The following is a 23,372-nucleotide window of genomic DNA, read 5'->3' on the forward strand; positions in this document are numbered from 1 at the left end:
ATCCTACCAGTCACCGCTTGATAGCGGTCAACCGGGCGACCAACTTACTTCTGGTCTTTAACTTCTTCGAACTCGGCATCGACAACATCGTCGTGCTTGGCTTCAGGCTCTGCGTGCTGCGCAGCGCCTTCTGCCGGCTGGCCTTGTTCGGCGTACATTTTCTGAGCAACCGGTGCGGAAACTTTCGACAGCTCCTCAACCTTGGCTTCGATGGCAGCCTTGTCATCGCCTTTGATGGCGGCTTCCAGGGCAACCACAGCTGCTTCGATTGCGGTTTTCTCTTCAGCAGTCACTTTGTCGCCTGCTTCAGAGATCATTTTGCGCGTCGAGTGAACCAGGGCATCGCCTTGGTTACGGGCGCCGGCCAGCTCAGCAAACTTGGCATCTGCATCAGCGTTGGCTTCAGCATCACGAATCATCTGTTGAATTTCTTCATCAGACAGACCGGAGTTGGCCTTGATGGTGATCTTCTGCTCTTTGCCTGTGGCCTTGTCTTTGGCGCCTACGTGCAGAATGCCGTTGGCGTCGATGTCGAAGGTCACTTCAATTTGCGGCACGCCACGTGGTGCTGGCGGAATCTCAGCCAGGTCGAACTTGCCCAGAGACTTGTTCTGCGCCGCTTGCTTACGCTCACCTTGCAGCACGTGAATGGTCACAGCGCCCTGATTGTCGTCGGCAGTCGAGAACACTTGCGATTTCTTGGTAGGAATCGTGGTGTTTTTCTCGATCAGCGCGGTCATCACGCCGCCCATGGTTTCGATGCCCAGAGTCAGCGGGCTGACGTCCAACAACAGTACGTCTTTCACGTCACCGGCCAGTACCGCACCTTGGATAGCAGCACCCATGGCAACGGCTTCGTCCGGGTTCACGTCCTTACGGGCTTCTTTGCCGAAGAACTCGGTAACCAGTTTCTGAACCAGTGGCATACGGGTCTGACCGCCAACCAGGATCACGTCGTTGATCGAGCCAACGTCGATACCGGAGTCTTTCAGCGCGATGCGGCAAGGCTCGATGGTGCGTTGAACCAAGTCTTCAACCAGTGCTTCCAGCTTGGAACGCGAGATCTTCACGTTCAAGTGCTTAGGACCGGTGGCGTCTGCAGTGATGTACGGCAGGTTCACGTCGGTCGACTGAGCGGAAGACAGCTCGATCTTGGCTTTCTCAGCGGCTTCTTTCAGGCGCTGCATGGCCAGCGGGTCACCCTTGAGGTTCATGCCGCTTTCTTTCTTGAATTCGTCAACGAGGTAGTCGATCAGACGAATGTCAAAGTCTTCGCCGCCCAGGAAGGTGTCGCCGTTGGTGGCCAACACTTCAAACTGGTGCTCGCCGTCAACTTCAGCGATCTCGATCACGGAGACGTCGAAAGTACCGCCACCCAGGTCGTAAACGATCACAGTGTGGTCGCCCTTGGCCTTGTCCATACCGTAAGCCAGAGCCGCTGCGGTTGGCTCGTTGATGATACGTTTTACGTCCAGGCCCGCGATGCGGCCGGCGTCTTTAGTCGCCTGACGCTGGCTGTCGTTGAAGTAGGCCGGAACGGTGATCACCGCTTCAGTCACTGCTTCACCGAGGTAGTCTTCGGCGGTCTTCTTCATCTTTTTCAAGATTTCAGCCGAGATTTGCGGCGGCGACATTTTCTGGCCGTTTACTTCAACCCAAGCGTCACCGTTGTCAGCCTTGGCGATTTTGTAAGGGACCATCTTGATGTCTTTCTGTACGACTTCTTCGTCGAACTTACGACCGATCAGACGCTTCACCGCGTACAGGGTGTTGTGCGGGTTGGTCACAGCCTGACGCTTGGCCGACTGACCGACGAGGATTTCACCGTCGTTGGCGTATGCAATGATCGACGGCGTGGTACGCGCGCCTTCAGCGTTTTCGATAACTTTAGCAACGCCGTTTTCCAGCACGGAGACGCAGGAGTTGGTAGTCCCCAGGTCGATACCGATAATTTTGCCCATGATTTACTCTCCCGAAACTTTAATTTGGTTGCCGCAGCAGTGGTGGCTAACTGCGGTAGCACTTAAACGCTTGACTTATAGATGGGGCCGTTACGACTGATTTCAAGCCTGCTCATCAATAGAAGGTGCAACAGGTGCAGGAGCCTTGCTCACCACCACCATTGCCGGGCGCAACAAGCGACCGTTGAGCTGATAACCCTTCTGGAACACTTTCAATACGCTGTTGGGCTCCAGGTCATGGCTTTCCTGCATGGCCATGGCTTGGTGATGCTCTGCATTGAACGGCTCGCCGCCTTGCGGATCGATAGCTTCCAGCTGATAACGCTTGAGGGTGTCCTGGAACATTTTCAGCGTCAGCTCAATCCCTTCGCGCATCGGGCGGATGTTTTCATCGTCCGGGTTAGACAGCTCAAGGCCACGCTCCAGGCTATCGATAATCGGCAGCAGGTCATTGGCGAATTTTTCCAACGCGAATTTGTGAGCCTTCTCGACATCCTGCTCGGCACGGCGGCGGACGTTCTGCAGATCGGCGGCAACACGCAAAGACTGATCCTGCGCAGCAGCCAATTGCTCTTCGAGCACTTGCACACGAGTCGCCAGCTCATCACCGGCAGCCGAATTGGCGTCTGGAGTTTGCGTATCCTGCGTCTGTTCGTCAGCCATAGATTTCTCCTTTCAAAATCATGCGCGAACTCAACTCGCGCTTCTGTTCCGGTATATGGGGCCACAATTTCCAGGTTCAAGAGCGCAGGCGTTACCAAAAGTCTTTCGCCTGCTCTGGATCAATTCCTGCGCACTCATTCCTCATTGAGCTAAGAAACTTCTGCAATCAAGCAAATCGAGCTAAGCATCAGGATTGTCAGCCTCAAACAAAACACTGTATAAATAACCAGACCTAACGCCTCGGAGCGGCCGCCATGCTCGTGCACCTGTCTGTACATAACTACGCCATCGTTGAACATCTGGACCTCGAACTGGATCGCGGGATGAGCGTAATCACAGGCGAAACCGGTGCCGGCAAGTCGATCATGCTCGACGCCCTAGGCCTGACGCTTGGCGACCGTGCCGACAGCGGCGTGGTACGACCCGGTGCGGACAAGGCCGATATCCTGGCGACCTTCGACCTGGCAGACATTCCAGAAGCCGAAACCTGGCTGGCCGAGCGCGACCTTAATAATGAAGGCCCGTGCATCCTGCGCCGGGTCATCACCGCGGAAGGCCGCTCGCGCGGCTACATCAATGGCACGCCCTGCCCTCTTGGCGACTTGAAAGCCCTGGGCGAGCTGCTGATCGATATCCACAGCCAGCACGAACACCAATCCCTGCTGAAAACCGATACCCATCGCCGCCTGCTCGATGAATATGCCGGCGCCACCGACCTGGCCCGGCAGGTACAACTTGCCGCCCAGCGCTGGCGTCAGACTCGTCAGGAGCTGGAGCGTCTTTCCAATTCCGGCGACGAGCAGCGCGCTCGCCATCAGTTGCTTAGCTATCAGCTTGAAGAGCTCGAAAGCCTGGGCCTTGGCGAAACCGAGCTGGAGCAGCTCGAGCAGGAGCACAAGAACCTCACCAATGCCGAAACCCTGCTGGGTATCTGTCGCCAAGTGGTGGAGCAGTGCAGCGAAAGTGATTCGGGCAATGTCCTGAACGCATTGACCGCCAGCCTCAATCGACTGTCCAGCGTGAACAACGCGTCCGGCTCGCTGAGTGAAGCCACAACACTGTTGACCAGCGCACAGATCCAGGTCGAAGAGGCCGTGGGCGAACTGAATCGCTTCCTTGATCACTTCGACGCGGACCCAGCGCGCCTGCAGGAAATCGAAGAACGTCTGGACACTATTTACACCCTGGCCCGCAAACATCGAATTCAACCAACCGAAGTAGCGACGATGCAGCAGAAGTTGCTGGATGAAATCGAAACCTTGAACGCGAATGACGAATCCATTGAGCGCCTCGGTGACGAGCTCGCCTCCTTTGCTCGCCACTACCAGGAGAAAGCTCACGAATTAAGCGACCTGCGCCAGCAGGCGGCCACAGGCCTGGCCGCAGCGGTAGAACAGGAAATTCAGCGCCTGGGCATGCCGGGCGGGCGCTTCACCATCGAACTGCATGCCAACACCAGCAATGAGCTGCAACCCCACGGCCTGGAACAGGTGGAGCTGCTGGTGAGCGCCAACCCCGGTCAGCCGCTCAAGGCGTTGGCGAAAGTGGCGTCTGGCGGCGAGCTGTCGCGAATCAGCCTGGCGATCCAGGTCATTACCGCGCAAACCTCACGGGTACCCACACTGGTATTCGATGAAGTAGACGTGGGTATCGGCGGGCCGACTGCGGAAATTGTTGGCCAATTGCTGCGCCGCCTGGGCGAACGTGGGCAGGTCTTGACCGTGACCCACTTGCCGCAAGTGGCCGCTCAAGGGCATCAGCACCTGTTTGTACATAAAGTACGCGGCAGCGATGCGACCCACACGGCCGTCTCCAAACTGAACAAGTCGGAACGTGTGGAAGAAGTGGCGCGGATGCTGGGCGGGATCGACCTGACCAAAGAGTCTTTGGCCCACGCGAAGAAAATGGTCGTGGCAGCCAAGGCCTAAAACCCGGTAATTTCTTCTATTTAGAAAGCACGAAGGCGACCCTAGGGTCGCCTTCAATCGTTTTGCAGAGCAAATCTGCGTCGATTTTTACTTTTTCTTACGGATGTACAGCACCAGATTATGGTCCACCAAATCGAAACCATGCTCTTCGGCGATAGCCTTCTGGAGCTTCTCGATTTCCGGACTGGTGAACTCGATAACCTCGTTGGTATCCAGGTCAACCATGTGATCGTGATGACCACCGTCAGCCAATTCGAACACCGCATGACCGCCGTCGAAATTATGACGAACCACCAGCCCTGCGGCTTCAAACTGGGTCAGCACACGGTAAACCGTGGCCAGGCCAACGTCCTCGTTAGACTCCATCAGCGCCTTGTAAACATCCTCGGCACTCATGTGGCGCTGCTCAGCAGAATCGAGCATTTGTAGAATCTTGACTCGTGGCAGAGTCACTTTAAGACCGGCTTTGCGTAGTTCGCTATTTTCAACCATGGTTAGCTTTCTCGCGGATGCTGCTTCGCAGCTTCTCTTAATACGGGTATGATCGGCGTTTACGTTGTCCCAGCCAAGATAGTGGAAGTCGCCCACCGATGCAAAACACCAAGCTCTTGCTAACCAGTTTCACCCTTGTGGGACTGCTCGCACTCGCCGGTTGTTCATTCCCCGGGGTTTACAAAATCGACATCCAGCAGGGCAATGTCGTCACGCAGGACATGATAGACCAGTTACGCCCGGGAATGACCCGACGGCAAGTACGGTTTATTATGGGCAACCCCCTGCTGACCGACACTTTTCATGCCGATCGCTGGGATTATCTCTACAGCATCCAGCCTGGTGGCGGTGAACGCCAGCAGGAACGCGTCAGTGTCATCTTCAATGGCAATGACCAGCTTGTCAGCCTGTCCGGTGACTTCATGCCTGGCGTAAGCCGTGATGAAGCCTTGCTGGGCAAGGACAACGGCACCAATGTGACTGCGCCCGCGCAGGAAGCAGAGAAGCCGAAGTCTGAAGTGCCGGCCAAGCCAGGCTCCTTGCTGGATCAGATCCAGAAGGACGTGGACGGCGTGCAAACCGTTCCAGTCCCGACGCCTCAGCCTCTGGACACCGGCCCGCAGTAAGTTTGCGGCGCTCGATAAAAAGCCCGGCATGCCGGGCTTTTTGTTGCCTGCCTTTTAGCAGGGGGTCATGAAATTTTCTGCCGGGCTATCGCCGCCTTGGCCGCGCGCAGCCTGCGTACTTCCTTGGGGTCTGCCAGCAAGGGCCGGTAAATCTCGATACGGTCACCCGGCTGCACAGCGCGCGTATCCGCATCCGCAACTACCTTGCCGAATATGCCCAAAGGGCAATCAGCCCATGCCACTGCTGGAAAGTGCACCGCGATACCCGACGCCTGCACCGCAGCCCTCAGGCTTGTGCCCGCCGGCACCGTGATCGCCAACAAGACCTGGCGGTCTTCGGCGGCATACACCACCTCAATCTCAACCATGCAGTTGCTTGGCCCGCTGGCAGAACGCGTCCACCAGCGTATTGGCCGCCTGGTTGAACAACGGCCCCAACGTTGCCCGCACAATCGGCCCCGCATAATCAAAAGACAGGTCCAGGCTGATCTTGCAGGCCTTGTCAGTCAGCGCCTTGAACACCCATACCCCATGAAGCTGGGTGAACGGCCCCTCTTGCAAATTCATTTCGATGGATTGCCCAGGGACCAACACATTGCGCGTAACAAAATGCTGGCTAAGGCCACCTTTGGCCACACCGACACTGGCAACCATGTGCTCATCACTGCTCTCCAGTACCTCGGCGGTGTTGCACCATGGCAGGAATTCCGGGTAACGCGCCACGTCATTGACCAGGTCATAGAGCGCCTGCGCCGGATAAGGCAATAAAGCCGAACGTTGAATATGCGTCGTCATGTGAGCGTTACTTCCACTGCTGAGGCAAACATCGCGAAAGAACAGCCCAATCCGCGAGAGAAAAAAACCAAAGAACTGCCGGTATTGTCCGGGATTCGTCCAACACGCTCAAGCACGCAGGTTGACCGTAGCCGACACGCTCGCAACTCCCTATAATGCCGCCCCTATGGCTAAACAAAAGAAACACCCCACAGGGACCATCGCGCAAAATAAAAAGGCGCGACACGATTACTTCATCGAACATCGGTTCGAGGCTGGTCTGGTCCTGGCCGGCTGGGAAGTAAAAAGTCTGCGCGCCAGCAAGCTGCAACTGGTCGACAGCTACGTATTGCTCAAGGATGGCGAGGCATGGCTGCTCGGCAGTCATATCACCCCGCTGACCACCGCGAGCACCCACGTGATTGCTGACCCGGTGCGCACGCGCAAGCTGTTGCTCAACGCCCGCGAACTCGAAAAGCTCGCCGCCGCTGTACAGCAGAAGGGCTATGCCTGCATCTGCCTGTCGTGGTACTGGAGCAAGCATCTGGTCAAGTGCGAGATCGCATTGGGCAAGGGTAAAAAGGAATACGACAAGCGCGATACCGAGCGCGAGCGTGATTCCAATCGTGAGCTGCATCGCGCCGTACGTAACAAGGGCAAGGAAGAATAATCCTTGTGACAATGTAGCCCTGGGTGACTCACCCGGGCTACAGGCCTTTACGTCGCTCCGCCCGCGCCACTCGCTGGACCTCCTGACGCACCTCCTCCAACACCTCCTGCACATACAGCAGATGGCGTGTTGAAACTTCACGCGCCTGTTCGGCCCGTCCCTCGATAATCGCCAGGTACAAATCCCGGTGCTGACTGATCAGCATGTCGCGGGTTTCCGTACGCTGTTGATACATGCCACCTATGTTGGTCACCACGTTGCGCTTAAGCAGATCAAACAAGCCGCGGATGGTGTGCAGCAACACCGCATTATGACTGGCCTCGGCGATAGCCAAGTGAAACCTCGCATCCGCCGCACCCTCCTCCACCCGACTCACTTCATCAACGCGCGTGTAGCAATCCTGTAATGCCTCAAACGCTGCAGTCAGCCGCTCACGATCAACTTCGGTGGCGCGCTGTGCGGCGTAAAAAGCACACGATGCTTCAAGCGTCTGGCGAAACTCCAGCAAATCCCGCTGGGCCTCGGGGTTATTTTCCAGCAGGTGCAGCAGCGGGTCGCTGAACGTTGACCCCAGGGAGTCCGCCACATAGTTGCCGCCGCCCTGGCGACTGACCAGCAACCCCTTGGCCGCCAGCTTCTGGATCGCCTCGCGCAACGACGGCCGCGACACGCCAAATTGCTCAGCCAACGCGCGCTCGGCCGGCAAGCGCTCGCCCGACTTCAACGTGCCCTCGAGGATCATGCCCTCAAGCTGCTCGACGATATCGTCAGACAAACGGCGCTGACGCACCTGATCAAACCCCATAACTCACTCTCCACAATCCCGACCACTCGCCGGGCCCTCTATTCTGGCCTATCGCCGCGCTTGCGGCACCTATCAGAACGCCCTCGATTTACCCGAGCAGAACCTCTGCGCCGCCCAGCTACGACCAAAGTTTCGCGAGCGGCAAATTGACACACCCTATCCCAGGCTTTTACTCTAGCCAACAGCAACTGTAAATTGGTATTACCAATTACCCACGCTAACCTAACAACAACAATCAGGGGCCACCCCATATGCAAACCTGGCAACAGCTCTACAGCCCGCTCGGCAGCCTCGGCCTGTCCGCATTGGCCGCCGTCATTCCAATCGTATTTTTCTTCCTCGCCCTGGCCGTGTTTCGCCTCAAAGGCCACGTCGCCGGGAGCATCACCTTGGGGCTGTCGGTCCTGGTGGCTATCTTTGCCTTCCAGATGCCCGTGGACATGGCACTGGCCGCCGCTGGTTATGGCTTTGCCTACGGCCTGTGGCCTATCGCGTGGATCATCGTCACGGCCGTGTTCCTCTACAAACTGACGGTCAAGAGCGGCCAGTTCGAGATCATCCGCAGCTCAGTTCTGTCGATTACCGACGACCAGCGCCTGCAAGTGCTGCTGATCGGTTTCTGCTTCGGCGCGTTCCTCGAAGGCGCGGCCGGCTTCGGCGCACCTGTGGCGATCACCGCCGCCCTGCTGGTCGGCCTGGGTTTCAACCCGTTGTACGCCGCCGGTCTGTGCCTGATCGCGAACACGGCGCCGGTGGCCTTCGGCGCGCTAGGTATTCCGATCATCGTCGCAGGCCAGGTCACCGGCATTGACGCATTCAAAATCGGCGCCATGACCGGCCGCCAACTGCCCCTGCTGTCGCTGTTCGTGCCGTTCTGGCTGGTGTTCATGATGGACGGCCTGCGTGGCGTTCGTGAAACCTGGCCGGCCGCCTTGGTGGCAGGCCTGAGCTTTGCCGTTACCCAATATTTCACTTCCAACTTCATCGGCCCGGAGCTGCCGGACATCACTTCCGCGCTGGCCGCCCTGATAGCCCTGACCTTGTTCCTGAAAGTCTGGCAGCCCACGCGCACCGCGGGCGCGCAGATTGCCGGCGCGACGTCCAGCGCCGCAGTTACCGCCAGTGCCGGCGGCTTCGGCCAACCACGCCAAACGGTCGCTTCGCCCTACAGCCTGGGGCAGATTTTCAAAGCCTGGTCGCCGTTCCTGATCCTGACCGTCCTGGTCACCCTTTGGACCCTCAAACCTTTCAAGGCAATGTTCGCGGCAGGCGGTTCGATGTACAGCTGGGTCTTCAACTTCGCGATCCCGCACCTGGACCAGTTGGTGATCAAGGTCGCCCCGATCGTCACCACCCCAACGGCGATTCCAGCCATATTCAAACTGGACCCCATTTCAGCCACCGGCACGGCGATTTTCTTCTCCGCACTCGTGTCGATGCTGGTGCTCAAGATCAACGTAAAAACTGGTCTGACCACTTTAAAAGAGACCTTCTACGAGCTGCGCTGGCCGATCCTCTCGATTGGCATGGTGCTAGCGTTTGCCTTCGTCACCAACTACTCCGGCATGTCCTCGACCATGGCACTGGTGCTGGCCGGAACCGGTGCCGCATTCCCGTTTTTCTCGCCGTTCCTTGGCTGGCTGGGCGTTTTTCTGACAGGCTCTGACACATCGTCCAATGCCCTGTTCAGCTCGCTGCAAGCCACCACTGCCCACCAGATCGGCGTCAACGACGTGCTTTTGGTTGCCGCCAATACCAGCGGCGGCGTGACCGGCAAGATGATCTCGCCGCAGTCGATCGCCGTCGCCTGCGCCGCCACCGGCCTGGTGGGCAAGGAATCCGATCTGTTCCGCTTTACCCTCAAGCACAGCCTGTTTTTTGCCACCATCGTCGGGCTGATCACGCTGGCGCAGGCCTACTGGTTCACCGGTATGCTGGTGCACTGAAACCTGCACGTAATAGGGTAAGAATCGACGCCGGACACGCATGCCGGCGTCAGCTATTTCTGGAGGACCGATGAGCCTGCCTGCTGCTTTTCTGAGCGACGCCGCACAACTGATCCCGAAAGATCGTCGCTTCGACGATCCACTTTCCACCCTGGCCTTCGGCACCGACGCCAGCTTTTACCGACTAATCCCACAGCTGGTGATTCGCGTGGAGTCGGAAGACGAAGTAGTTGCACTGCTGCAATTGGCTCAGCGTGATCGCGTACCCGTCACCTTCCGCGCGGCGGGCACCAGCCTGTCAGGCCAAGCCATCAGCGACTCGGTGCTGATCGTGCTGGGTGACAACTGGAACGGTCGCGAGATTCGTGGGCAAGGCACACAGATCCGCCTGCAACCCGGCGTGATTGGCGCGCAGGCCAATGCGTGGCTTGCGCCGTTCGGGCGCAAGATTGGCCCGGACCCCGCGTCGATCAATGCCTGCAAAATTGGCGGCATCGTCGCCAACAATGCCAGCGGCATGTGCTGCGGTACGGCGCAGAATACTTATCACACCCTGGCTGGCATCCGCTTGGTACTGGCCGATGGCAGCCGCCTGGATACCGAAGATGCGGCCAGCGTCGCGGCTTTTTGCAACCAACATGGCGCGCTGCTGGAGCGTCTGGCGACGATGGGACGTGAGACGCGGGCAAACGCTGAACTGGCGGCCAAAATCCGCCACAAATACCGTCTGAAAAATACCACCGGCCTGTCACTCAATGCCTTGGTGGACTTCGACGAGCCACTGGACATCCTCAGCCACTTGCTCGTGGGTTCCGAAGGCACCCTGGGTTTTATCAGCGCGGTGACTTACGACACGGTGATCGATCACCCGCACAAAGCTTCGGCGCTGATCGTGTTCCCGGATGTCGAAACCTGCTGCAACGCGGTGACGGTGCTGAAAACCCAGCCGGTCTCGGCCGTCGAGTTGCTGGACCGGCGCAGCATGCGTTCGGTACAGGACAAACCGGGCATGCCCGCTTTCGTACAGCAGTTATCGGAAAACGCCTGCGCGCTGCTGATCGAATCCCGCGCCGCGTCGCCATCGTTGCTGCACGAGCAGCTGTCGCTGATCATGGCGTCACTGGCACCTTTGCCTGTGGAAAAACAGGTCGACTTCACCGAAGACCCGGTCGAAAACGCAAGGCTGTGGGCCATCCGCAAAGACACCTTCCCCGCAGTGGGTGCTGTACGTAAAACCGGCACCACCGTAATCATCGAAGACGTGACCTTCCCGGTCCAGCAACTGGCCATCGGCGTGAATCGCTTGATCGAGTTGTTCGACAAACATCACTACGACGAAGCCATCCTTTTCGGACATGCCCTGGAAGGTAATCTGCACTTTGTGTTCACCCAAGGCTTCAACAGCACAGAAGAAATCGCACGCTATCAAGCGTTCATGGACGACGTCGCGCAACTGGTAGCAGTGGAGTTCGGTGGCTCGCTGAAAGCCGAACACGGCACTGGCCGCAATATGGCGCCGTTCGTTGAACTGGAGTGGGGCAGCGATGCGTATCAATTGATGTGGCAGCTCAAACGCTTGCTCGACCCCAACGGCATTCTCAACCCCGACGTGGTGCTCAGCGAAGACCCACACATTCACCTCAAACACCTCAAGCCATTGCCTGCGGCCGACGAGATTGTGGATAAGTGCATCGAGTGCGGTTTCTGCGAGCCGGTATGCCCCTCGAAGGGCCTGACCTTGAGCCCGCGCCAGCGCATTGTGATTTGGCGCGATATCCAGGCGAAGAAACGCGCGGGTGCAGACACCACCGAGTTGGAAGCGGCTTACCACTATCAGGGCATCGACACCTGCGCCGCCACGGGGTTATGCGCTCAACGCTGCCCTGTAGGCATCAATACCGGCGACCTGGTGAAAAAGCTGCGCGCCCGTGACGCCGACAGTCAGAAAACCGCCGAATGGCTCGCCAGCCATTTCGCCACGGCACTGCAAGGTGCGCGTTTTACCCTGCATATCGCCAATGGCGCACGCATGCTCTTGGGCGCGCCACGTCTGGCCAAACTGTCCGCCACGGTGACTAAGCTGTCCAAGGGGCAAATCCCGCAGTGGAGCAGCGCCATGCCACAGCCGGAAAAAGCCATTCGCTTCAGTCCGTCCGTGACGGATGAGCGACCGCGCGTGGTCTACCTGGCAGCCTGCGTCTCACGCGCCATGGGCCCGGCGGCGGGTGATAAAGAGCAGATGTCGCTGTACGAAAAGACCCGAGGGCTGCTGGAAAAAGCCGGTTACCAGGTAGTCTTTCCCGACAATCAGGACAGCCTGTGCTGTGGCCAGCCTTTCGCCTCCAAAGGCTATGCCGAACAAGCCGAGCACAAACGCCAGGAACTGATCGGCGCCCTGCTCCACGCCAGCCGCGGCGGCCTCGACCCGATCTATTGCGACACCAGCCCCTGCACCCTGCGCTTGGTACAAGACCTGGGCGAAACACGCCTGGACCTCTACGACCCGGTGCGTTTTATCCGCACCCACCTGATGGACCGTCTCGACTTCACGCCGCAGGAGGCGCCCATCGCTGTGCACGTCACCTGTAGCACTCAGCACCTGGGCGAGAGCCAGGCGTTGATTGATCTCGCGCGACGCTGCTCAAAAAACGTGGTGATCCCGGAAGGCATCCATTGCTGCGGTTTTGCCGGCGACAAAGGCTTTACCACGCCCGAGCTCAACGCCCACTCACTGCGATCGCTCAAGGACGCCGTGCAACATTGCAGCGAAGGCATTTCCACCAGCCGCACCTGCGAGATCGGCCTGAGCCAGCATGGAGGCATTGATTATCACGGGTTGGTGTACCTGGTGGACCGGGTAACGCAAGCTCGAGTGCATTAAATAGCCACTAAACCGAACGCCTGTGCGTCTGCGTAGTCATTTGAATAGGCCTCGGCGTACGAGGCTTAACAGTGATGTCGCTGGCCGCCTCTGAACGCCAGCAGCGTCGAGCCTTTTTTCGCAAGGAGATACCCTATGAAGCGTTCCGCTCTTGCTGGCTTGTTCATTACCGCTGCGATGATGGCCTCCCCTGTTTTCGCTGCCGGTGAGCCTGATCTGTGCAAAATCAATCTGGACAAAATCAATAACGGCCAAGCCCTGCTCGCAACCGATACCAGTGGCAAAAAAGGCGAAATCGATACCGCTGTCTCCCAAGCCAAAGCCGCGCACGCGGCCGGTGATGACAAGAAGTGCATCGAGATCACCTCCAAAGCCCTGCAAGACCTGCAGAACAGCGACAAAGGTGGCAATCAGTAACCACGCCAGCGGTAGAGGTCAACCTTCGGGTTGGCCTTCTGTGACGGTTTGGCGTACACTGCACAGGCTTGTCACTCACTATGAAACAACGAGTTACAAGCACGGGGCCGTTTAGGATTCGACGCCGGTCGCGAAACTTTAGGTGCATGCCGAGTTGGTAACAGAACTCGTAAATCCACTGTTGCAACTTCTTATAGTTGCCAATGACGAAAACTACGGCCAGGAATTCGCTATCGCTGCGTAAGCAGCCTTAGACCTGAGCTTCTGGTACCTTCGGGTCCAGCAATCACCAGGGGATGTCTGTAAACCCAAAGTGATTGTCATATAGAACAGAATCGCCGTGCAGTACGTTGTGGACGAAGCGGCTAAAACTTACACAACTCGCCCAAAGCACCCTGCCCTTCGGGTCGCTGAGGGTTAACTTAATAGATACGGCTACGCATGTAGTACCGACAGCGGAGTACTGGCGGACGGGGGTTCAAATCCCCCCGGCTCCACCATTTGATCAACTAAAGACGTCCACGGACGTCTTTTTTTGTGCCTGAAATCCAGCAAAATCAAGGGTTTAAGCGCTATTGGGCTCCGCAGAGGTTTTTTGAGTTCCAACCGTTTGGGTATTCCAAATGGTATTCCAGCCCCCCCGGTGCTCACCTTTGGAATACCAAATCAGCGTGTGAGGGAACTCTCATGACTGCTCAAACCCTGCGCCTTTCCGATCGACAGCTCAAGGGAGTCAACCCGCGTCCGAGGATTACGTCCTCATCGACGGGGACGGTTTGCAACTCCAAGTACGCAGCAACGGCTCTTTGCTATGGAATTTCAACTACCGTGAACCGGTGACCAAGAACTGAATTAACGAGGGCTTGGGTACCTACCCAGAGCTTTCGCTGGCGAACACCCGAAAGATGGCAGTGCAAGCCCGAGAGCTGCTCGCCCAAGGCATCGATCCGAAAGTGCAGCGCGATACGCTAAATGAGGCCCGCCGCGCAGAAACGGAACACACCTTCGAGAACGTAGCACTGCCTGGTTCGAGCTTAAAAAAGACACGGCCACGCAGGCCCTGGCCGAGGACATTTAGCGGTCGCTCACGCTGCATGTGCTTCCCGACATGCGCTCGATGGCCAGCACCGTCCTGAATGAGCATGGGTGGGATCCGGAGCTGATCGACGTCGCGCTGGCGCATGTCGATAAAGACGAGGTTCGAAGCGCCAACGGGCGTATTTAACCTCCGAGAGTTTCATTTGGACCATATAAAGGCTCGTGCATGGGAGCGGGGAGCGGCTGTTAGCCTCATGAAACTTTTTTCATATCCCTCTAGAAAATACCTCGCCGTTCCACCAACGCTTTTCTGGCTGTTTTTTCTTTTAGCTTTTTTTCATCTCGAAAAAACAGAAGCTTAAGAAAATATCGGCGCTCAAAACCAGAACTTCGCCCAACAATATTGAATAGCTCGCTATCATTTTTTCGATGCCGTTTATTCCAAAAAGGTCTTTTGTCGAGAAAACGGGGACATGCTTTATTGCTCACAGATGTAACAAGTTGTTTCAATTTTTTGCCGTTTTTCGGTACCGACAAGGGGGGCTTTCTGTCGGCGAACAGGTGAGTTCCGTTCGTTGCGACGCAGTGGGTTAAGCCTGGGACATTGATGATTTTGCTTGTGCCTGTTTGGCGCAATGCAAATAAGGGATTTGTAATTATCGAGGCTTGAACCCATGAATCATGTGATCAACTCCATACTGGAAAATGCATCAACTCGCCCATCAATCGGCCATACCAACCCTGCGTTACTGCATGACGTTCTATGGCGGGCATTGGAGCACGCACTCAAGGCAAATACGGATGATGCTTCGCAAACCCCGCACACTCGCGCCTGCCTGAGGATCTACGCCGAAATCGATACGCTGTCGTATCTGGACAAGGCTGATTCGAAGCTGGCGGCGGCTCTGGGCAAGGCGTTCTTCGAATCCCGCTCCAGCAAAGACGTCGAGGCGTTCTGGAAGCTGTTGCTGATCAAGCAGCTGCTGTTCGAATTGTCGGTCAGGAGTGTGGCGACCCAGATTGCTTCGCAAGCCGGCCTGCCCCGTCAGTTGCTCACGCTCGACTCGCAGTTGATTGCAGCGCCGTCGGGGGTAAATATCAGCCTGGGGCTGCTGTGCAAAGAGACCGACCAGCTCAAGCATTCCGTCGTGCTGGTCTTGCAGAAACTGGCGCAGCACATCGAAGACCGTGGCCTGAAAAAAACCCAAGTCACTGCGCAGCTCCTGCTGGAGTTGTACAACGCCGTGTGGTCGGGCAGTAATGGCACCGACATCGAGTCGCAGATTTTTTACGCCAACAGTGTGTATGACGCGTTACCCGACGTGCATCACGCCCTGGGCCTGGCGCCGCAGGAAAAATGGCTGACCTTGTTTACCTGGTTATACGGCGACAAAGATGGCCGCCCCTATGACACCAACCAGCACACCGAAACCCTGGTCGTGGCGCTGGAAACCGCGCTGCGTAATCGCTACATCGCTGATATCGACAGCCTGATCAAGGACGGCGGCGCACGGCATCGCCTGGAAGAGATTCGCGCACGCCTGGGCAAGGATCATCCCGAGCATTTCGAGCAGCCCGCCGAGCTGATCGAAGCACTGGGCAGCATCCGTTTTACCCAGCCGGCCGCCATTGACCGCTTGCTGCTGCGGGTGCATGCGTTTGGCTTTCACTACCTGGATATCGAGTTTCGTGAAAACGCCGAGATGTTCAGCAGCGTGGTCGATGAGATTCTTTCCAGCCAGTGGCTGGAAACCATCGGCCTGGGCCAAGGCCGGCACTATCACGAGCTGGATGAGCGTGCGCGCCAGGCCGCGCTTGAGGTCGCGCTGGAAGGCGACGAGTCCCAGGCTCCCGCTGCCCTGTGGCAAGGCTATCTGCAACGCACCACGTCGATCTACACCAAGAAAGCCCAGCAATACGCCGGCCAGGATTACATCGCGCTGATGGAGCAGGACCCGAGCTACATCCGCATGCACGATGCGCGCAACGCGCTCGAGCGGTTTGAAATGATCGATCGGTATCGCGACCGCATGAAAATCCACGGGATCGCCGAATACACCTCGGCCCTCAGCGCGCTGGAGGTGCTGTTCCTGATGAAGGCGGCCCAGGTGCGGGACGGTATCGACATCGCCCTGCAACCCGAAGACCTGGCGGGTGCCGAGCGCACGCTGGCGACGGTGCATGAGGTGTACGAAAACCCGTTGTACCGCCAGCACCTGGCAACGCGGGGCAACCGCCAATACATCACGTTTGGCCCCAGCGACACCGGCAAACAAGGCGGCAAGGCCATGCACAAACTGAACATGGCGATTGCCAACCAGCACAAGCGGATCGCGGCCCGCTACGGTGTCGAGGTGGTTGTCCACGTGATCATGGGCGGGGAACATGCACGGTGTAACGGCGTGATCGCCGAGACCTTGCAGGAGTTCGGCGCGCTGGAGGGCCCGGAAACCCGCTTCATGCTGGCCGGGTGCGCGGAGATGCGCGCTCATCTGCTGACCCGCAACCAGTCCGTCAACTTCCTCAGCCAGTTGTACCGCATGCACGCCGAGCCCCAGCCGCAACCGTCCGAAGAGGTCGTTGCGGGCAGGATCCAACGCTGGGCTGAGGTGGTGCGACGCTATCAAGCGACGTTCTTCGAGCACCCGGCGCTGCCCTCCCTGCTGCGGGACCTGGCGCGATTTGATGTGGTCAGGGCCACCGCCAAGGGCACCCGGCCGCCTTCGCGTATCTTCAACATCAAGGTTTTCGAGTCGCGACCCGATGCCATTCGTGCGATTCCCTGGACCCGCGCCCTGCTGGCCGGTGGGTTGCACAGCGAACTGATCGGCGTCGGGCAGTTCGCGCAAGAGCCGGCAACGCAGGTCACGAAGGCCTTCAACGAAGATGAGAGCTTTCACACCTACGTCAAAGGCATGGCCTATGCCATTGCGCGAACCGACCTCAAATGCGCCTGGCTGACCTTGACCGGCAGCATCCCGGAGAAGGCCCACATCCTGGCGCTGGCTGAAGCGTTGAAGGGCGAAGCCGTCGGCACGGCTGAACAGCTGTTGGCCAGCCTGCACTTGGAGGTGATTGAAGGTAAACGTTTCGTCTACAAAGCCACCATCGGCACCGAGCCGGCGGACCCTTGGAAAATCAAGGAAGGCAGCTTGCTCAACCTGTGGCCTAGCCTCAAGGCAGAGGTCTACCGCAAGGAAAAGAACCTGAGAATCTATCGGTTGTTTCTTATCTACGCCAAGAGCAATCCCGAGTTCATCCAGTCTTCATCGCTGAATGATTTCTACAGCGGGTTCCTCGCAGCCGTGAGTACCGATGCAGGTCTGGTCGATCCCATCAGCGCCCACCATTTCACCTGGTGATCAGCCCCGATACCCAGGGCAACCTGGGTATCGGCAGGCGCTACCCTGCAAGAGGATCAACTGTATGGCATTTACTACCCTGATACTCGATGCCCCCGGCCCACCGTTACTGTTTGAGGAAGTTGATCGCTTTCTTGAGCTGGGCCTGGCCGTCACCCTCAACCTGCACTATTTCGCGGACAAAGAGCGCATCCGGCAGCACTACACCACGCGCATTCACTATGCCGAGATCAACTGCCACGACGAGCCTGCCTTTATTGCCGCCGTGAATCGGGCCGGGGGTTACAGCGTGTTCAAGACGCGCTTGAACATCCCCCTGGGCGCCAGCCTGATCCGCGCCGCCAGCTCGCCCGCGTTGGCCACACCACTGCGCGCTATTGCCCAGGCCGGCACCGGGGTTAATCATATTGATCGGCTCGAGTGCGAGCAGTGCGGCGTGGCGATACTCAACACGCCAGGTTCCAACGCGGCCGCTGTTGCCGAGTACGTCGTGGCCCAGACGCTGTTTTTGTCTCGCGACCTGGATTACTACAACGCCCAAACCCACAACGGCCATTGGGCAAAAGGCACCTTGGCACCTACACCCGAATACGCCGAACTCACGCTTGGGCTGGTGGGCACCGGCAGCATTGCCCGGCAGGTGGCACGCAAGGCGGCAGCGCTGGGCATCAAGGTGATCGCCACCGGGTCGGAGCGCTTCACCGAACAGGTAGCACGCAGCCTTGAGCTTGAGCGACGAGCAAACCTTGCGCAGTTACTGGCCGAGGCGCACATCGTTTCGATCCACGTCCCGCTCACCACGCTGACCCGAGGCTTGTTCGGCACTGCCGAGTTCCGGCAGATGCGCCCAGGTTCAATCCTGATCAATACCGCACGCGGCGGGATCGTCGACGAACACCAGCTGGCAGCCTTCATGCGCCAGTTTCCCAAGCATATCAAGGCGGTCGCCATCGATACCTTTGCCCTGGAAAAGGACCGGTTCGAGTCGCCACTGACCGGCATTCCCTGCGCGCAATTGACGCCGCATATCGCCGGCAATACCACCACGGCAATCAGGACGGCATCGCGCCAGATCGTCGACAAAATCCATGCATTCAGTAACGCCGCCCGCGTGCGTTAACCTATCGGACACAAGGAAGGCCACACCATGCAAACCTCTATTTTTACCCGTCTCAACGCCCTGAGTTGCACCGACCTCAGCGATGCGATGGACCGCCTGAAAATCGTTTGCCAGTGCACCGACATCATGCCCCTGGATCGCACGTTCAATCTCACCGGCAAAGCCTGGACCCTGCGCTACGGCCCTATTGGTCTGGACGGCGGCTCGGTGGGGGATTACATCGACGACCTTGAGGCCGGCCAGGTGGTGGTGATCGACAACCAGGGGCGGCTCGACACCACCGTGTGGGGCGACTTGCTGACCTCTACCGCCGCCCGTAAGCAGTTGGCCGGGACGGTGATTGACGGTATCTGCCGCGATGTCGACCGTGCGCTGGAGCTTAATTACCCGATCTTTTCCCGGGGTAACTGGATGCGCACGGGCAAGGATCGGGTGCGTGTTGAGGCGATCCAGGCGCCCGTGACGCTGGGCGGCGTGCGGGTACAACCGGATGATTGGTTGCGCGGCGATGGCGATGGCCTGGTGGTGATTCCGGCCGGTTCGCTGAGCGAAGTGCTGGCGGTGGCCGAAGAAGTCCACCAGGCCGAAGAGCATATCCGCGCGGCTATCGAGGCAGGCGTGCCGTTGCGCCAGGCTCGGGCCGACTATGGTTACCACGCACTCCAAACCCCACGCAGCTGACGATAGCGTTGACTGCTGGCGAGTGTGTCTGTGGGTGCTCAAGTGAAATGCCATTTCGCACGGTATTCCAGTTGGTATTTACCCATTCGAAGCATCAACAAAATCCGCCCAGTGCGGGTTTTGTTGTTTCTGGAGGGTGGAAAGCCCAGCCGGCGGGCCTTCGGATTTTTCCTTCGATATGTCGCGCTGTTGGTGAACTGGCCGCGCTTTCCCCTCCCCGCTAACCTCCCCCAGTCGCTGCAAAATCAGCGACCGGGTTTAGCAGCTCGGTTAATATCAAGGCCTGCAACGCCACCACCTGCCCAGCATCTGCTGGACTGCATTATGGCGGCTGTGCGTGGGGCACTTTCGGGTGCGCTGGGTTCCTTGATTCCTGGTCTGCTAACCCGCGTACAGTCGCCACCCTTCTCGTTTAGCAGCGATGTCTGGCGACTCCATCAATCAAGGAGTTTGCGCCATGAAAAAAATCACCCCCAATCCTCCAACAACGCTCTTCACGATTACTGAAGGCGTCGATCCCGAAACCCTGCTGATCCAAGCCAGCGAAACCCTCGCCTCCCTGAACGCCATGACCACAGACCTGGCCTTCAAGCTTGAAGGCTCGCATCGCCACACGCTGCTGGCGGCTCAGCAATTGACCGTTCTGGGCGAGCTACTCATCGACCGTGTGTTGAGCACCCAGCCCTTCCCCAGCCACACGCCTCAGCCTTAAGCGACGTAAAAAGGGCGAGCCGCCTCACAACGCCTCGCCCTCTGGAAACGCCTCACACTTCCCATTACCCTGACGCCTTTATCAGACAACCGGAAGTCCGATACCCGTGCTCAAGCCTCTCGCTGTCCTCGCGCTCGCCTGCGCGCCGTTGCTCGTCTCTGCTGCCGACCTGGCAGGTGTCTGGAAAGGCACGCTGGGCAAGTCTTCCATTACGGCCTGTTTCAACGGGGCTCACGGGGCCAATGGCAGTTATTACTACCAGCGCATTCTCACCCCCATCCAACTGACCCAAGCCAACGCCAGCGAGCCGTGGGCCGAAGAGGGCAATACCGGTTTCTGGCAACTGGACGAACCGCAGGGCGACACGCTGACGGGAACCTGGAGTAAAACACTGGGCGGTAAAAGCCTGGCATTGGCGCTCAAGCGGGCGGATTCGGACAGCTGCGCCAGCGACACCTATAACAACCCGCTGGAGGCGGTGCCGCCGGCAGTGACGGTCGAGAAGAAAACGTTCGGCGAGCACGCCTACCAAGTGAAAACCCAGGGCGGGCAGGTCACCTTGAAACTCGAAGGCGACGGGCCGGCGATCGAGAAGATCAACCGCGACCTGGCGCGCCTGGCAATCAGCCCCGAGGGCCAGGCAGACTTCTACCGCGAGCGGCGCAACGCGCTGGATCAGAGCGGCAGCACCTCAACCAGTGAAATCACCGTAGAGCCCTTCTACTGGTCGTCGCAGTGGATCACCGTGCGCTTTTACCGCTGGACAGCCGGTTACGGTCGCGGCGGCATCAGTTGGGGCTTGCACAGCTGGAACCTGCAAACCGGCGACAGCGTAGACCCGTGGACCTGGCTGGGTGGGCGCGAAGAATGGGACAGCCCGTATTCCGGCCAAATCAAGCTGCCGAGCGCATTCAGCCGCTGGCTGGCCAAGCAAGCCCCCACTGACGAGGGCTGCCCGGCCATCAATAGCTATTCCTCCTTTGACCTGAGCTTCACCACCCAAGGCCTGCAACTCTCGACACCGGCCACGGGAGACGGCTGCGACAACGACCTGTCCTTCACCTGGGAGCAGTTGGAGCCGGTACTCACAGCGCAAGGCAAGGCAGCCGTGCCAAGCTTGAAACTGCCCTGAGTTGCACGCCAGCCAGCCTTACAAAAAACTGACACTCATTCATGAAATGTTCAGAAGTGCTGACAGATACTAGCCGATCGCCACGGCCGTTCCCCCGAACGGTCCCTTGCTCCGGTAGCCAGAAACCATGACGCGTCCCGCTCCTCTGCTGCTCCTTCTCGCTGGTGTGTTGTTCTTCTTTGCCTTGGGTGGCCATGAGCTGCAAGGCTCCACCGAAGCCCGCGTCGCCGGGATCGCCATGGCCATGCACCTGGACAATGACTGGGTCATCCCGCGGCTGTTCCGCGAACCCTTCCTGGAAAAACCGCCCCTGAGCCTATGGCTGGACGCCGGCGCCATTCGCCTGTTCGGCGGCACGACATGGGCCGTGCGCCTGGCGTCGGCATTTGCCGGCCTGTTCAGCGTGATGCTGTTTTACGCGATGCTGCGCAAGTTTGGACGGCCCAAGCCAATGGCATTCTGCGCGGCGCTGATTCTGGCAACCATGGCCAGTTACTGGGGCAACGTGCGGGGCGTGGGTGAAGACTCGCTGCTCAGCCTCGGCGTGACCACCGCGCTGCTGGCGTTCTACCAAGCGGTGCGCCCCGAGCGCCAGGGTTCGAGTACGTGGGCCTGGGCGTTGTTCACCGTCGGCATGGTCATCGCGACCCTGAGCAAAGGTGTACTGGGCCTGGCGATGCCGGGCATTGTGATCTTCGTGTACCTGGCCAGCACCAGCGTGATGGATAAGCGTGTGCGCATTGGCGACTGGCTCAAGCCAGCGCTGTTCACGCTGCTGGCCCTGGTGCCGTTGCTCATCTGGTTGGGCTTCCTGTTCCAGCGCGGCGGCATGCAGGCTGTGGCCGAAGTGCTGTGGACCAACAGCGTCGGGCGTTTCAGCGGTTCGTTTGTCGAGGCCGGGCACTATGAGCCCTTCTACTACTACATCGCCAAACTGCCCGAGGCTTTCCTGCCGTGGAACATCCTGGTGTACCTGGGCCTGTGGCACTTTCGCAAAAGCCTGGTGCGTAACCGCTACCGGCTGTTTTTCAGCGTGTGGCTGGTGGCGCAGTTCACCCTGCTGACCCTGGCTTCGAGCAAGCGCGTGGTTTACCTGATGGCACTCACACCCGCCGCCGCCGTACTGGCAGCGGAATACGCCGGGGTGTTATTGGAATGGCTCAAAGCGAACAGGACGGCGCTGTACCGCTATCACCGTGGCGTGATCGGCGGGGTTTTCACCTTGGCGATCGCCTGCTACCTGACGGCCGCGTTCTGGTTTGCGCCCAAAGCCGACGTGCGCCAGTCGTTTGTACCCGTTATCAGTCAGGTTCAGGCCTACCAGGCCCAAGGCAAGGACGTGGTGCTGTTCCAGCCCAACGAACGCATCGCCGGGGCCAGCGTGTTCTATCTGCAGGCCTACTTGCCGATCCTGCAAACCGAAGCTGAGTTGCGCAGCTATCTCACGGCCAAGCCTGGCAACATCGCGTTGCTGGACCGCACGGAGCAGTTGGCCGAGAAGGTCACGGTGATCAAGCAAATCTCGATCAACCGTCAGCCTTACTACTTCGTCGAGCAGTAAGGCTGGCGCGGGGGTATCAGTGCTTGGTGAGCTTGTCCAGGTAACCCATGGCGAACGCCGAGATCACAAAGGTCATGTGGATGATCACGTACCACATCAAATGCTGCGGATCGACGTTCTTGGCGTCCATGAAGATGCGCAGCAGGTGAATGGACGAGATCGCCACGATAGACGCCGCCACTTTCATCTTCAGCGATGAAGAGTCCATGGTGCCCAGCCAGTTGAGCTTTTCCTTGCTCTCATCGATATCCAGCTGCGAGACGAAGTTCTCGTAGCCGGAAATCATCACCATCACCAGCAAGCCGCCGACCAGGGCCATGTCGATCAACGACAGCAGCACCAGGATCAGGTCGGACTCGGCCATCGAGAACACGCTCGGCAGCAGGTGAATCACTTCCTGGAAGAACTTCAGCGCCAGCGCCAGCAACCCCAGGGACAAGCCGAAATAAATCGGCGCCAGCAGCCATCGCGAGGCGTACATAGCATTTTCGATAAAGCGTTCCATTGAATCTCACACAGCCTGGCTAAGAATGGCCGCGAGTATACCAGCCGCTACCAAACACCTGTAACCGCGAGAAAACTGACCTGAGCGGCATCTGTAAG

General features: G+C 58.5%; 19 protein-coding genes, 1 other RNA gene and 1 pseudogene. 14 read left to right on the forward strand and 7 right to left on the reverse strand.

What is annotated here, in order from left to right; all coding sequences use genetic code 11:
- Positions 1 to 44: 44 nt before the first annotated feature.
- Positions 45 to 1,961 (reverse strand): molecular chaperone DnaK, encoded by a 1,917-nt coding sequence (gene dnaK, locus ACP7B3_RS25120; protein WP_106579264.1) that lies wholly within the window; start codon positions 1,959 to 1,961, stop codon positions 45 to 47.
- A 102-nt stretch (positions 1,962 to 2,063) separates the two neighbouring features.
- On the reverse strand, positions 2,064 to 2,624 hold the full coding sequence (gene grpE, locus ACP7B3_RS25125; protein ID WP_017139264.1) for a nucleotide exchange factor GrpE: 561 nt from the start codon (positions 2,622 to 2,624) through the stop codon (positions 2,064 to 2,066).
- A 254-nt stretch (positions 2,625 to 2,878) separates the two neighbouring features.
- On the opposite strand from grpE, the gene recN reads away from it, so the two are divergent.
- Entirely contained in the window at positions 2,879 to 4,552 is a 1,674-nt protein-coding gene (gene recN, locus ACP7B3_RS25130; RefSeq protein WP_426181626.1) for a DNA repair protein RecN, read from the forward strand.
- 87 nt (positions 4,553 to 4,639) lie between these two features.
- On the opposite strand, the gene fur is transcribed toward recN, so the two are convergent.
- The gene (fur, locus tag ACP7B3_RS25135; RefSeq protein WP_024077449.1) at positions 4,640 to 5,044 is read right to left on the reverse strand and encodes a ferric iron uptake transcriptional regulator; all 405 of its coding nucleotides are present in this window, start codon (positions 5,042 to 5,044) and stop codon (positions 4,640 to 4,642) included.
- 98 nt (positions 5,045 to 5,142) lie between these two features.
- On the opposite strand from fur, the gene ACP7B3_RS25140 reads away from it, so the two are divergent.
- A complete protein-coding gene (locus tag ACP7B3_RS25140) occupies positions 5,143 to 5,670 on the forward strand; it encodes an outer membrane protein assembly factor BamE (RefSeq protein ID WP_106579266.1) in 528 nt (175 codons plus the stop codon).
- A gap of 65 nt (positions 5,671 to 5,735) precedes the next feature.
- Here the strand turns inward: ACP7B3_RS25140 and ACP7B3_RS25145 are convergent, their stop codons facing one another.
- Together ACP7B3_RS25145 and ACP7B3_RS25150 are read right to left on the reverse strand one after the other, a co-directional pair.
- Entirely contained in the window at positions 5,736 to 6,038 is a 303-nt protein-coding gene (locus ACP7B3_RS25145) for an RnfH family protein (RefSeq protein ID WP_426181629.1), read from the reverse strand.
- Positions 6,031 to 6,465, reverse strand: coding sequence for a type II toxin-antitoxin system RatA family toxin (locus ACP7B3_RS25150; protein ID WP_124418492.1), 435 nt, complete (start codon positions 6,463 to 6,465; stop codon positions 6,031 to 6,033). Before ACP7B3_RS25150 ends, ACP7B3_RS25145 begins: the two co-directional genes overlap by 8 nt.
- 166 nt (positions 6,466 to 6,631) lie before the next feature.
- Between ACP7B3_RS25150 and smpB the strand changes: the two genes are divergently transcribed.
- On the forward strand, positions 6,632 to 7,114 hold the full coding sequence (gene smpB / locus ACP7B3_RS25155; protein ID WP_003176160.1) for an SsrA-binding protein SmpB: 483 nt from the start codon (positions 6,632 to 6,634) through the stop codon (positions 7,112 to 7,114).
- A 37-nt stretch (positions 7,115 to 7,151) separates the two neighbouring features.
- Here the strand turns inward: smpB and ACP7B3_RS25160 are convergent, their stop codons facing one another.
- On the reverse strand, positions 7,152 to 7,919 hold the full coding sequence (locus tag ACP7B3_RS25160; RefSeq protein ID WP_242200392.1) for an FCD domain-containing protein: 768 nt from the start codon (positions 7,917 to 7,919) through the stop codon (positions 7,152 to 7,154).
- 251 nt (positions 7,920 to 8,170) lie between these two features.
- On the opposite strand from ACP7B3_RS25160, the gene ACP7B3_RS25165 reads away from it, so the two are divergent.
- The 11 genes and pseudogenes from ACP7B3_RS25165 (at position 8,171) to ACP7B3_RS25215 (ending at position 22,769) form a co-directional block, all read left to right on the forward strand.
- Positions 8,171 to 9,865 carry a lactate permease LctP family transporter gene (locus ACP7B3_RS25165; protein ID WP_426181634.1) on the forward strand — a complete coding sequence of 565 codons (1,695 nt, stop codon included), beginning with the start codon at positions 8,171 to 8,173 and terminating at the stop codon, positions 9,863 to 9,865.
- 70 nt (positions 9,866 to 9,935) lie between these two features.
- The gene (locus ACP7B3_RS25170) at positions 9,936 to 12,746 is read left to right on the forward strand and encodes an FAD-binding and (Fe-S)-binding domain-containing protein (protein ID WP_426181637.1); all 2,811 of its coding nucleotides are present in this window, start codon (positions 9,936 to 9,938) and stop codon (positions 12,744 to 12,746) included.
- A gap of 135 nt (positions 12,747 to 12,881) precedes the next feature.
- Entirely contained in the window at positions 12,882 to 13,163 is a 282-nt protein-coding gene (locus tag ACP7B3_RS25175) for a hypothetical protein (protein ID WP_106579272.1), read from the forward strand.
- Positions 13,164 to 13,266: 103 nt separating this feature from the next.
- Positions 13,267 to 13,663, forward strand: a transfer-messenger RNA (tmRNA) gene (gene ssrA, locus ACP7B3_RS25180).
- Positions 13,664 to 13,850: 187 nt separating this feature from the next.
- Positions 13,851 to 14,238 (forward strand): annotated as a pseudogene (locus ACP7B3_RS25185) (integrase arm-type DNA-binding domain-containing protein); the annotation flags it as partial.
- Between the two features lie 637 nt (positions 14,239 to 14,875).
- A complete protein-coding gene (locus ACP7B3_RS25190; RefSeq protein WP_426181640.1) occupies positions 14,876 to 17,563 on the forward strand; it encodes a phosphoenolpyruvate carboxylase in 2,688 nt (895 codons plus the stop codon).
- A 64-nt stretch (positions 17,564 to 17,627) separates the two neighbouring features.
- Positions 17,628 to 18,683 carry an NAD(P)-dependent oxidoreductase gene (locus ACP7B3_RS25195; protein WP_426181643.1) on the forward strand — a complete coding sequence of 352 codons (1,056 nt, stop codon included), beginning with the start codon at positions 17,628 to 17,630 and terminating at the stop codon, positions 18,681 to 18,683.
- 27 nt (positions 18,684 to 18,710) lie between these two features.
- Positions 18,711 to 19,364, forward strand: coding sequence for an RraA family protein (locus tag ACP7B3_RS25200; RefSeq protein WP_426181646.1), 654 nt, complete (start codon positions 18,711 to 18,713; stop codon positions 19,362 to 19,364).
- 457 nt (positions 19,365 to 19,821) lie between these two features.
- Complete coding sequence (locus tag ACP7B3_RS25205; protein WP_426181649.1) at positions 19,822 to 20,076, forward strand: DUF6124 family protein; 255 nt, start codon at positions 19,822 to 19,824, stop codon at positions 20,074 to 20,076.
- Positions 20,077 to 20,182: 106 nt separating this feature from the next.
- Positions 20,183 to 21,208 (forward strand): hypothetical protein, encoded by a 1,026-nt coding sequence (locus tag ACP7B3_RS25210; protein WP_426181652.1) that lies wholly within the window; start codon positions 20,183 to 20,185, stop codon positions 21,206 to 21,208.
- A gap of 127 nt (positions 21,209 to 21,335) precedes the next feature.
- A complete protein-coding gene (locus ACP7B3_RS25215) occupies positions 21,336 to 22,769 on the forward strand; it encodes an ArnT family glycosyltransferase (protein ID WP_426181655.1) in 1,434 nt (477 codons plus the stop codon).
- Between the two features lie 16 nt (positions 22,770 to 22,785).
- Here ACP7B3_RS25215 and ACP7B3_RS25220 read toward each other — a convergent pair whose 3' ends face one another.
- Entirely contained in the window at positions 22,786 to 23,274 is a 489-nt protein-coding gene (locus ACP7B3_RS25220; protein ID WP_106579278.1) for a TIGR00645 family protein, read from the reverse strand.
- Positions 23,275 to 23,372: the final 98 nt, after the last annotated feature.

The sequence above is a fragment of the Pseudomonas sp. TWRC1-2 genome, assembly GCF_049896685.1.
Classification (GTDB): Bacteria; Pseudomonadota; Gammaproteobacteria; order Pseudomonadales; family Pseudomonadaceae; genus Aquipseudomonas.

Excerpts from the sequence above, each read along its gene's own strand:
- dnaK (WP_106579264.1), bottom strand. The coding sequence starts at position 1,961 with ATGGGCAAAATTATCGGTATCGACCTGGGGACTACCAACTCCTGCGTC.
- grpE (WP_017139264.1), bottom strand. The coding sequence starts at position 2,624 with ATGGCTGACGAACAGACGCAGGATACGCAAACTCCAGACGCCAATTCG.
- recN (WP_426181626.1), top strand. The coding sequence starts at position 2,879 with ATGCTCGTGCACCTGTCTGTACATAACTACGCCATCGTTGAACATCTG.
- fur (WP_024077449.1), bottom strand. The coding sequence starts at position 5,044 with ATGGTTGAAAATAGCGAACTACGCAAAGCCGGTCTTAAAGTGACTCTG.
- ACP7B3_RS25140 (WP_106579266.1), top strand. The coding sequence starts at position 5,143 with ATGCAAAACACCAAGCTCTTGCTAACCAGTTTCACCCTTGTGGGACTG.
- ACP7B3_RS25145 (WP_426181629.1), bottom strand. The coding sequence starts at position 6,038 with ATGGTTGAGATTGAGGTGGTGTATGCCGCCGAAGACCGCCAGGTCTTG.
- ACP7B3_RS25150 (WP_124418492.1), bottom strand. The coding sequence starts at position 6,465 with ATGACGACGCATATTCAACGTTCGGCTTTATTGCCTTATCCGGCGCAG.
- smpB (WP_003176160.1), top strand. The coding sequence starts at position 6,632 with ATGGCTAAACAAAAGAAACACCCCACAGGGACCATCGCGCAAAATAAA.
- ACP7B3_RS25160 (WP_242200392.1), bottom strand. The coding sequence starts at position 7,919 with ATGGGGTTTGATCAGGTGCGTCAGCGCCGTTTGTCTGACGATATCGTC.
- ACP7B3_RS25165 (WP_426181634.1), top strand. The coding sequence starts at position 8,171 with ATGCAAACCTGGCAACAGCTCTACAGCCCGCTCGGCAGCCTCGGCCTG.
- ACP7B3_RS25170 (WP_426181637.1), top strand. The coding sequence starts at position 9,936 with ATGAGCCTGCCTGCTGCTTTTCTGAGCGACGCCGCACAACTGATCCCG.
- ACP7B3_RS25175 (WP_106579272.1), top strand. The coding sequence starts at position 12,882 with ATGAAGCGTTCCGCTCTTGCTGGCTTGTTCATTACCGCTGCGATGATG.
- ACP7B3_RS25190 (WP_426181640.1), top strand. The coding sequence starts at position 14,876 with ATGAATCATGTGATCAACTCCATACTGGAAAATGCATCAACTCGCCCA.
- ACP7B3_RS25195 (WP_426181643.1), top strand. The coding sequence starts at position 17,628 with ATGGCATTTACTACCCTGATACTCGATGCCCCCGGCCCACCGTTACTG.
- ACP7B3_RS25200 (WP_426181646.1), top strand. The coding sequence starts at position 18,711 with ATGCAAACCTCTATTTTTACCCGTCTCAACGCCCTGAGTTGCACCGAC.
- ACP7B3_RS25205 (WP_426181649.1), top strand. The coding sequence starts at position 19,822 with ATGAAAAAAATCACCCCCAATCCTCCAACAACGCTCTTCACGATTACT.
- ACP7B3_RS25215 (WP_426181655.1), top strand. The coding sequence starts at position 21,336 with ATGACGCGTCCCGCTCCTCTGCTGCTCCTTCTCGCTGGTGTGTTGTTC.
- ACP7B3_RS25220 (WP_106579278.1), bottom strand. The coding sequence starts at position 23,274 with ATGGAACGCTTTATCGAAAATGCTATGTACGCCTCGCGATGGCTGCTG.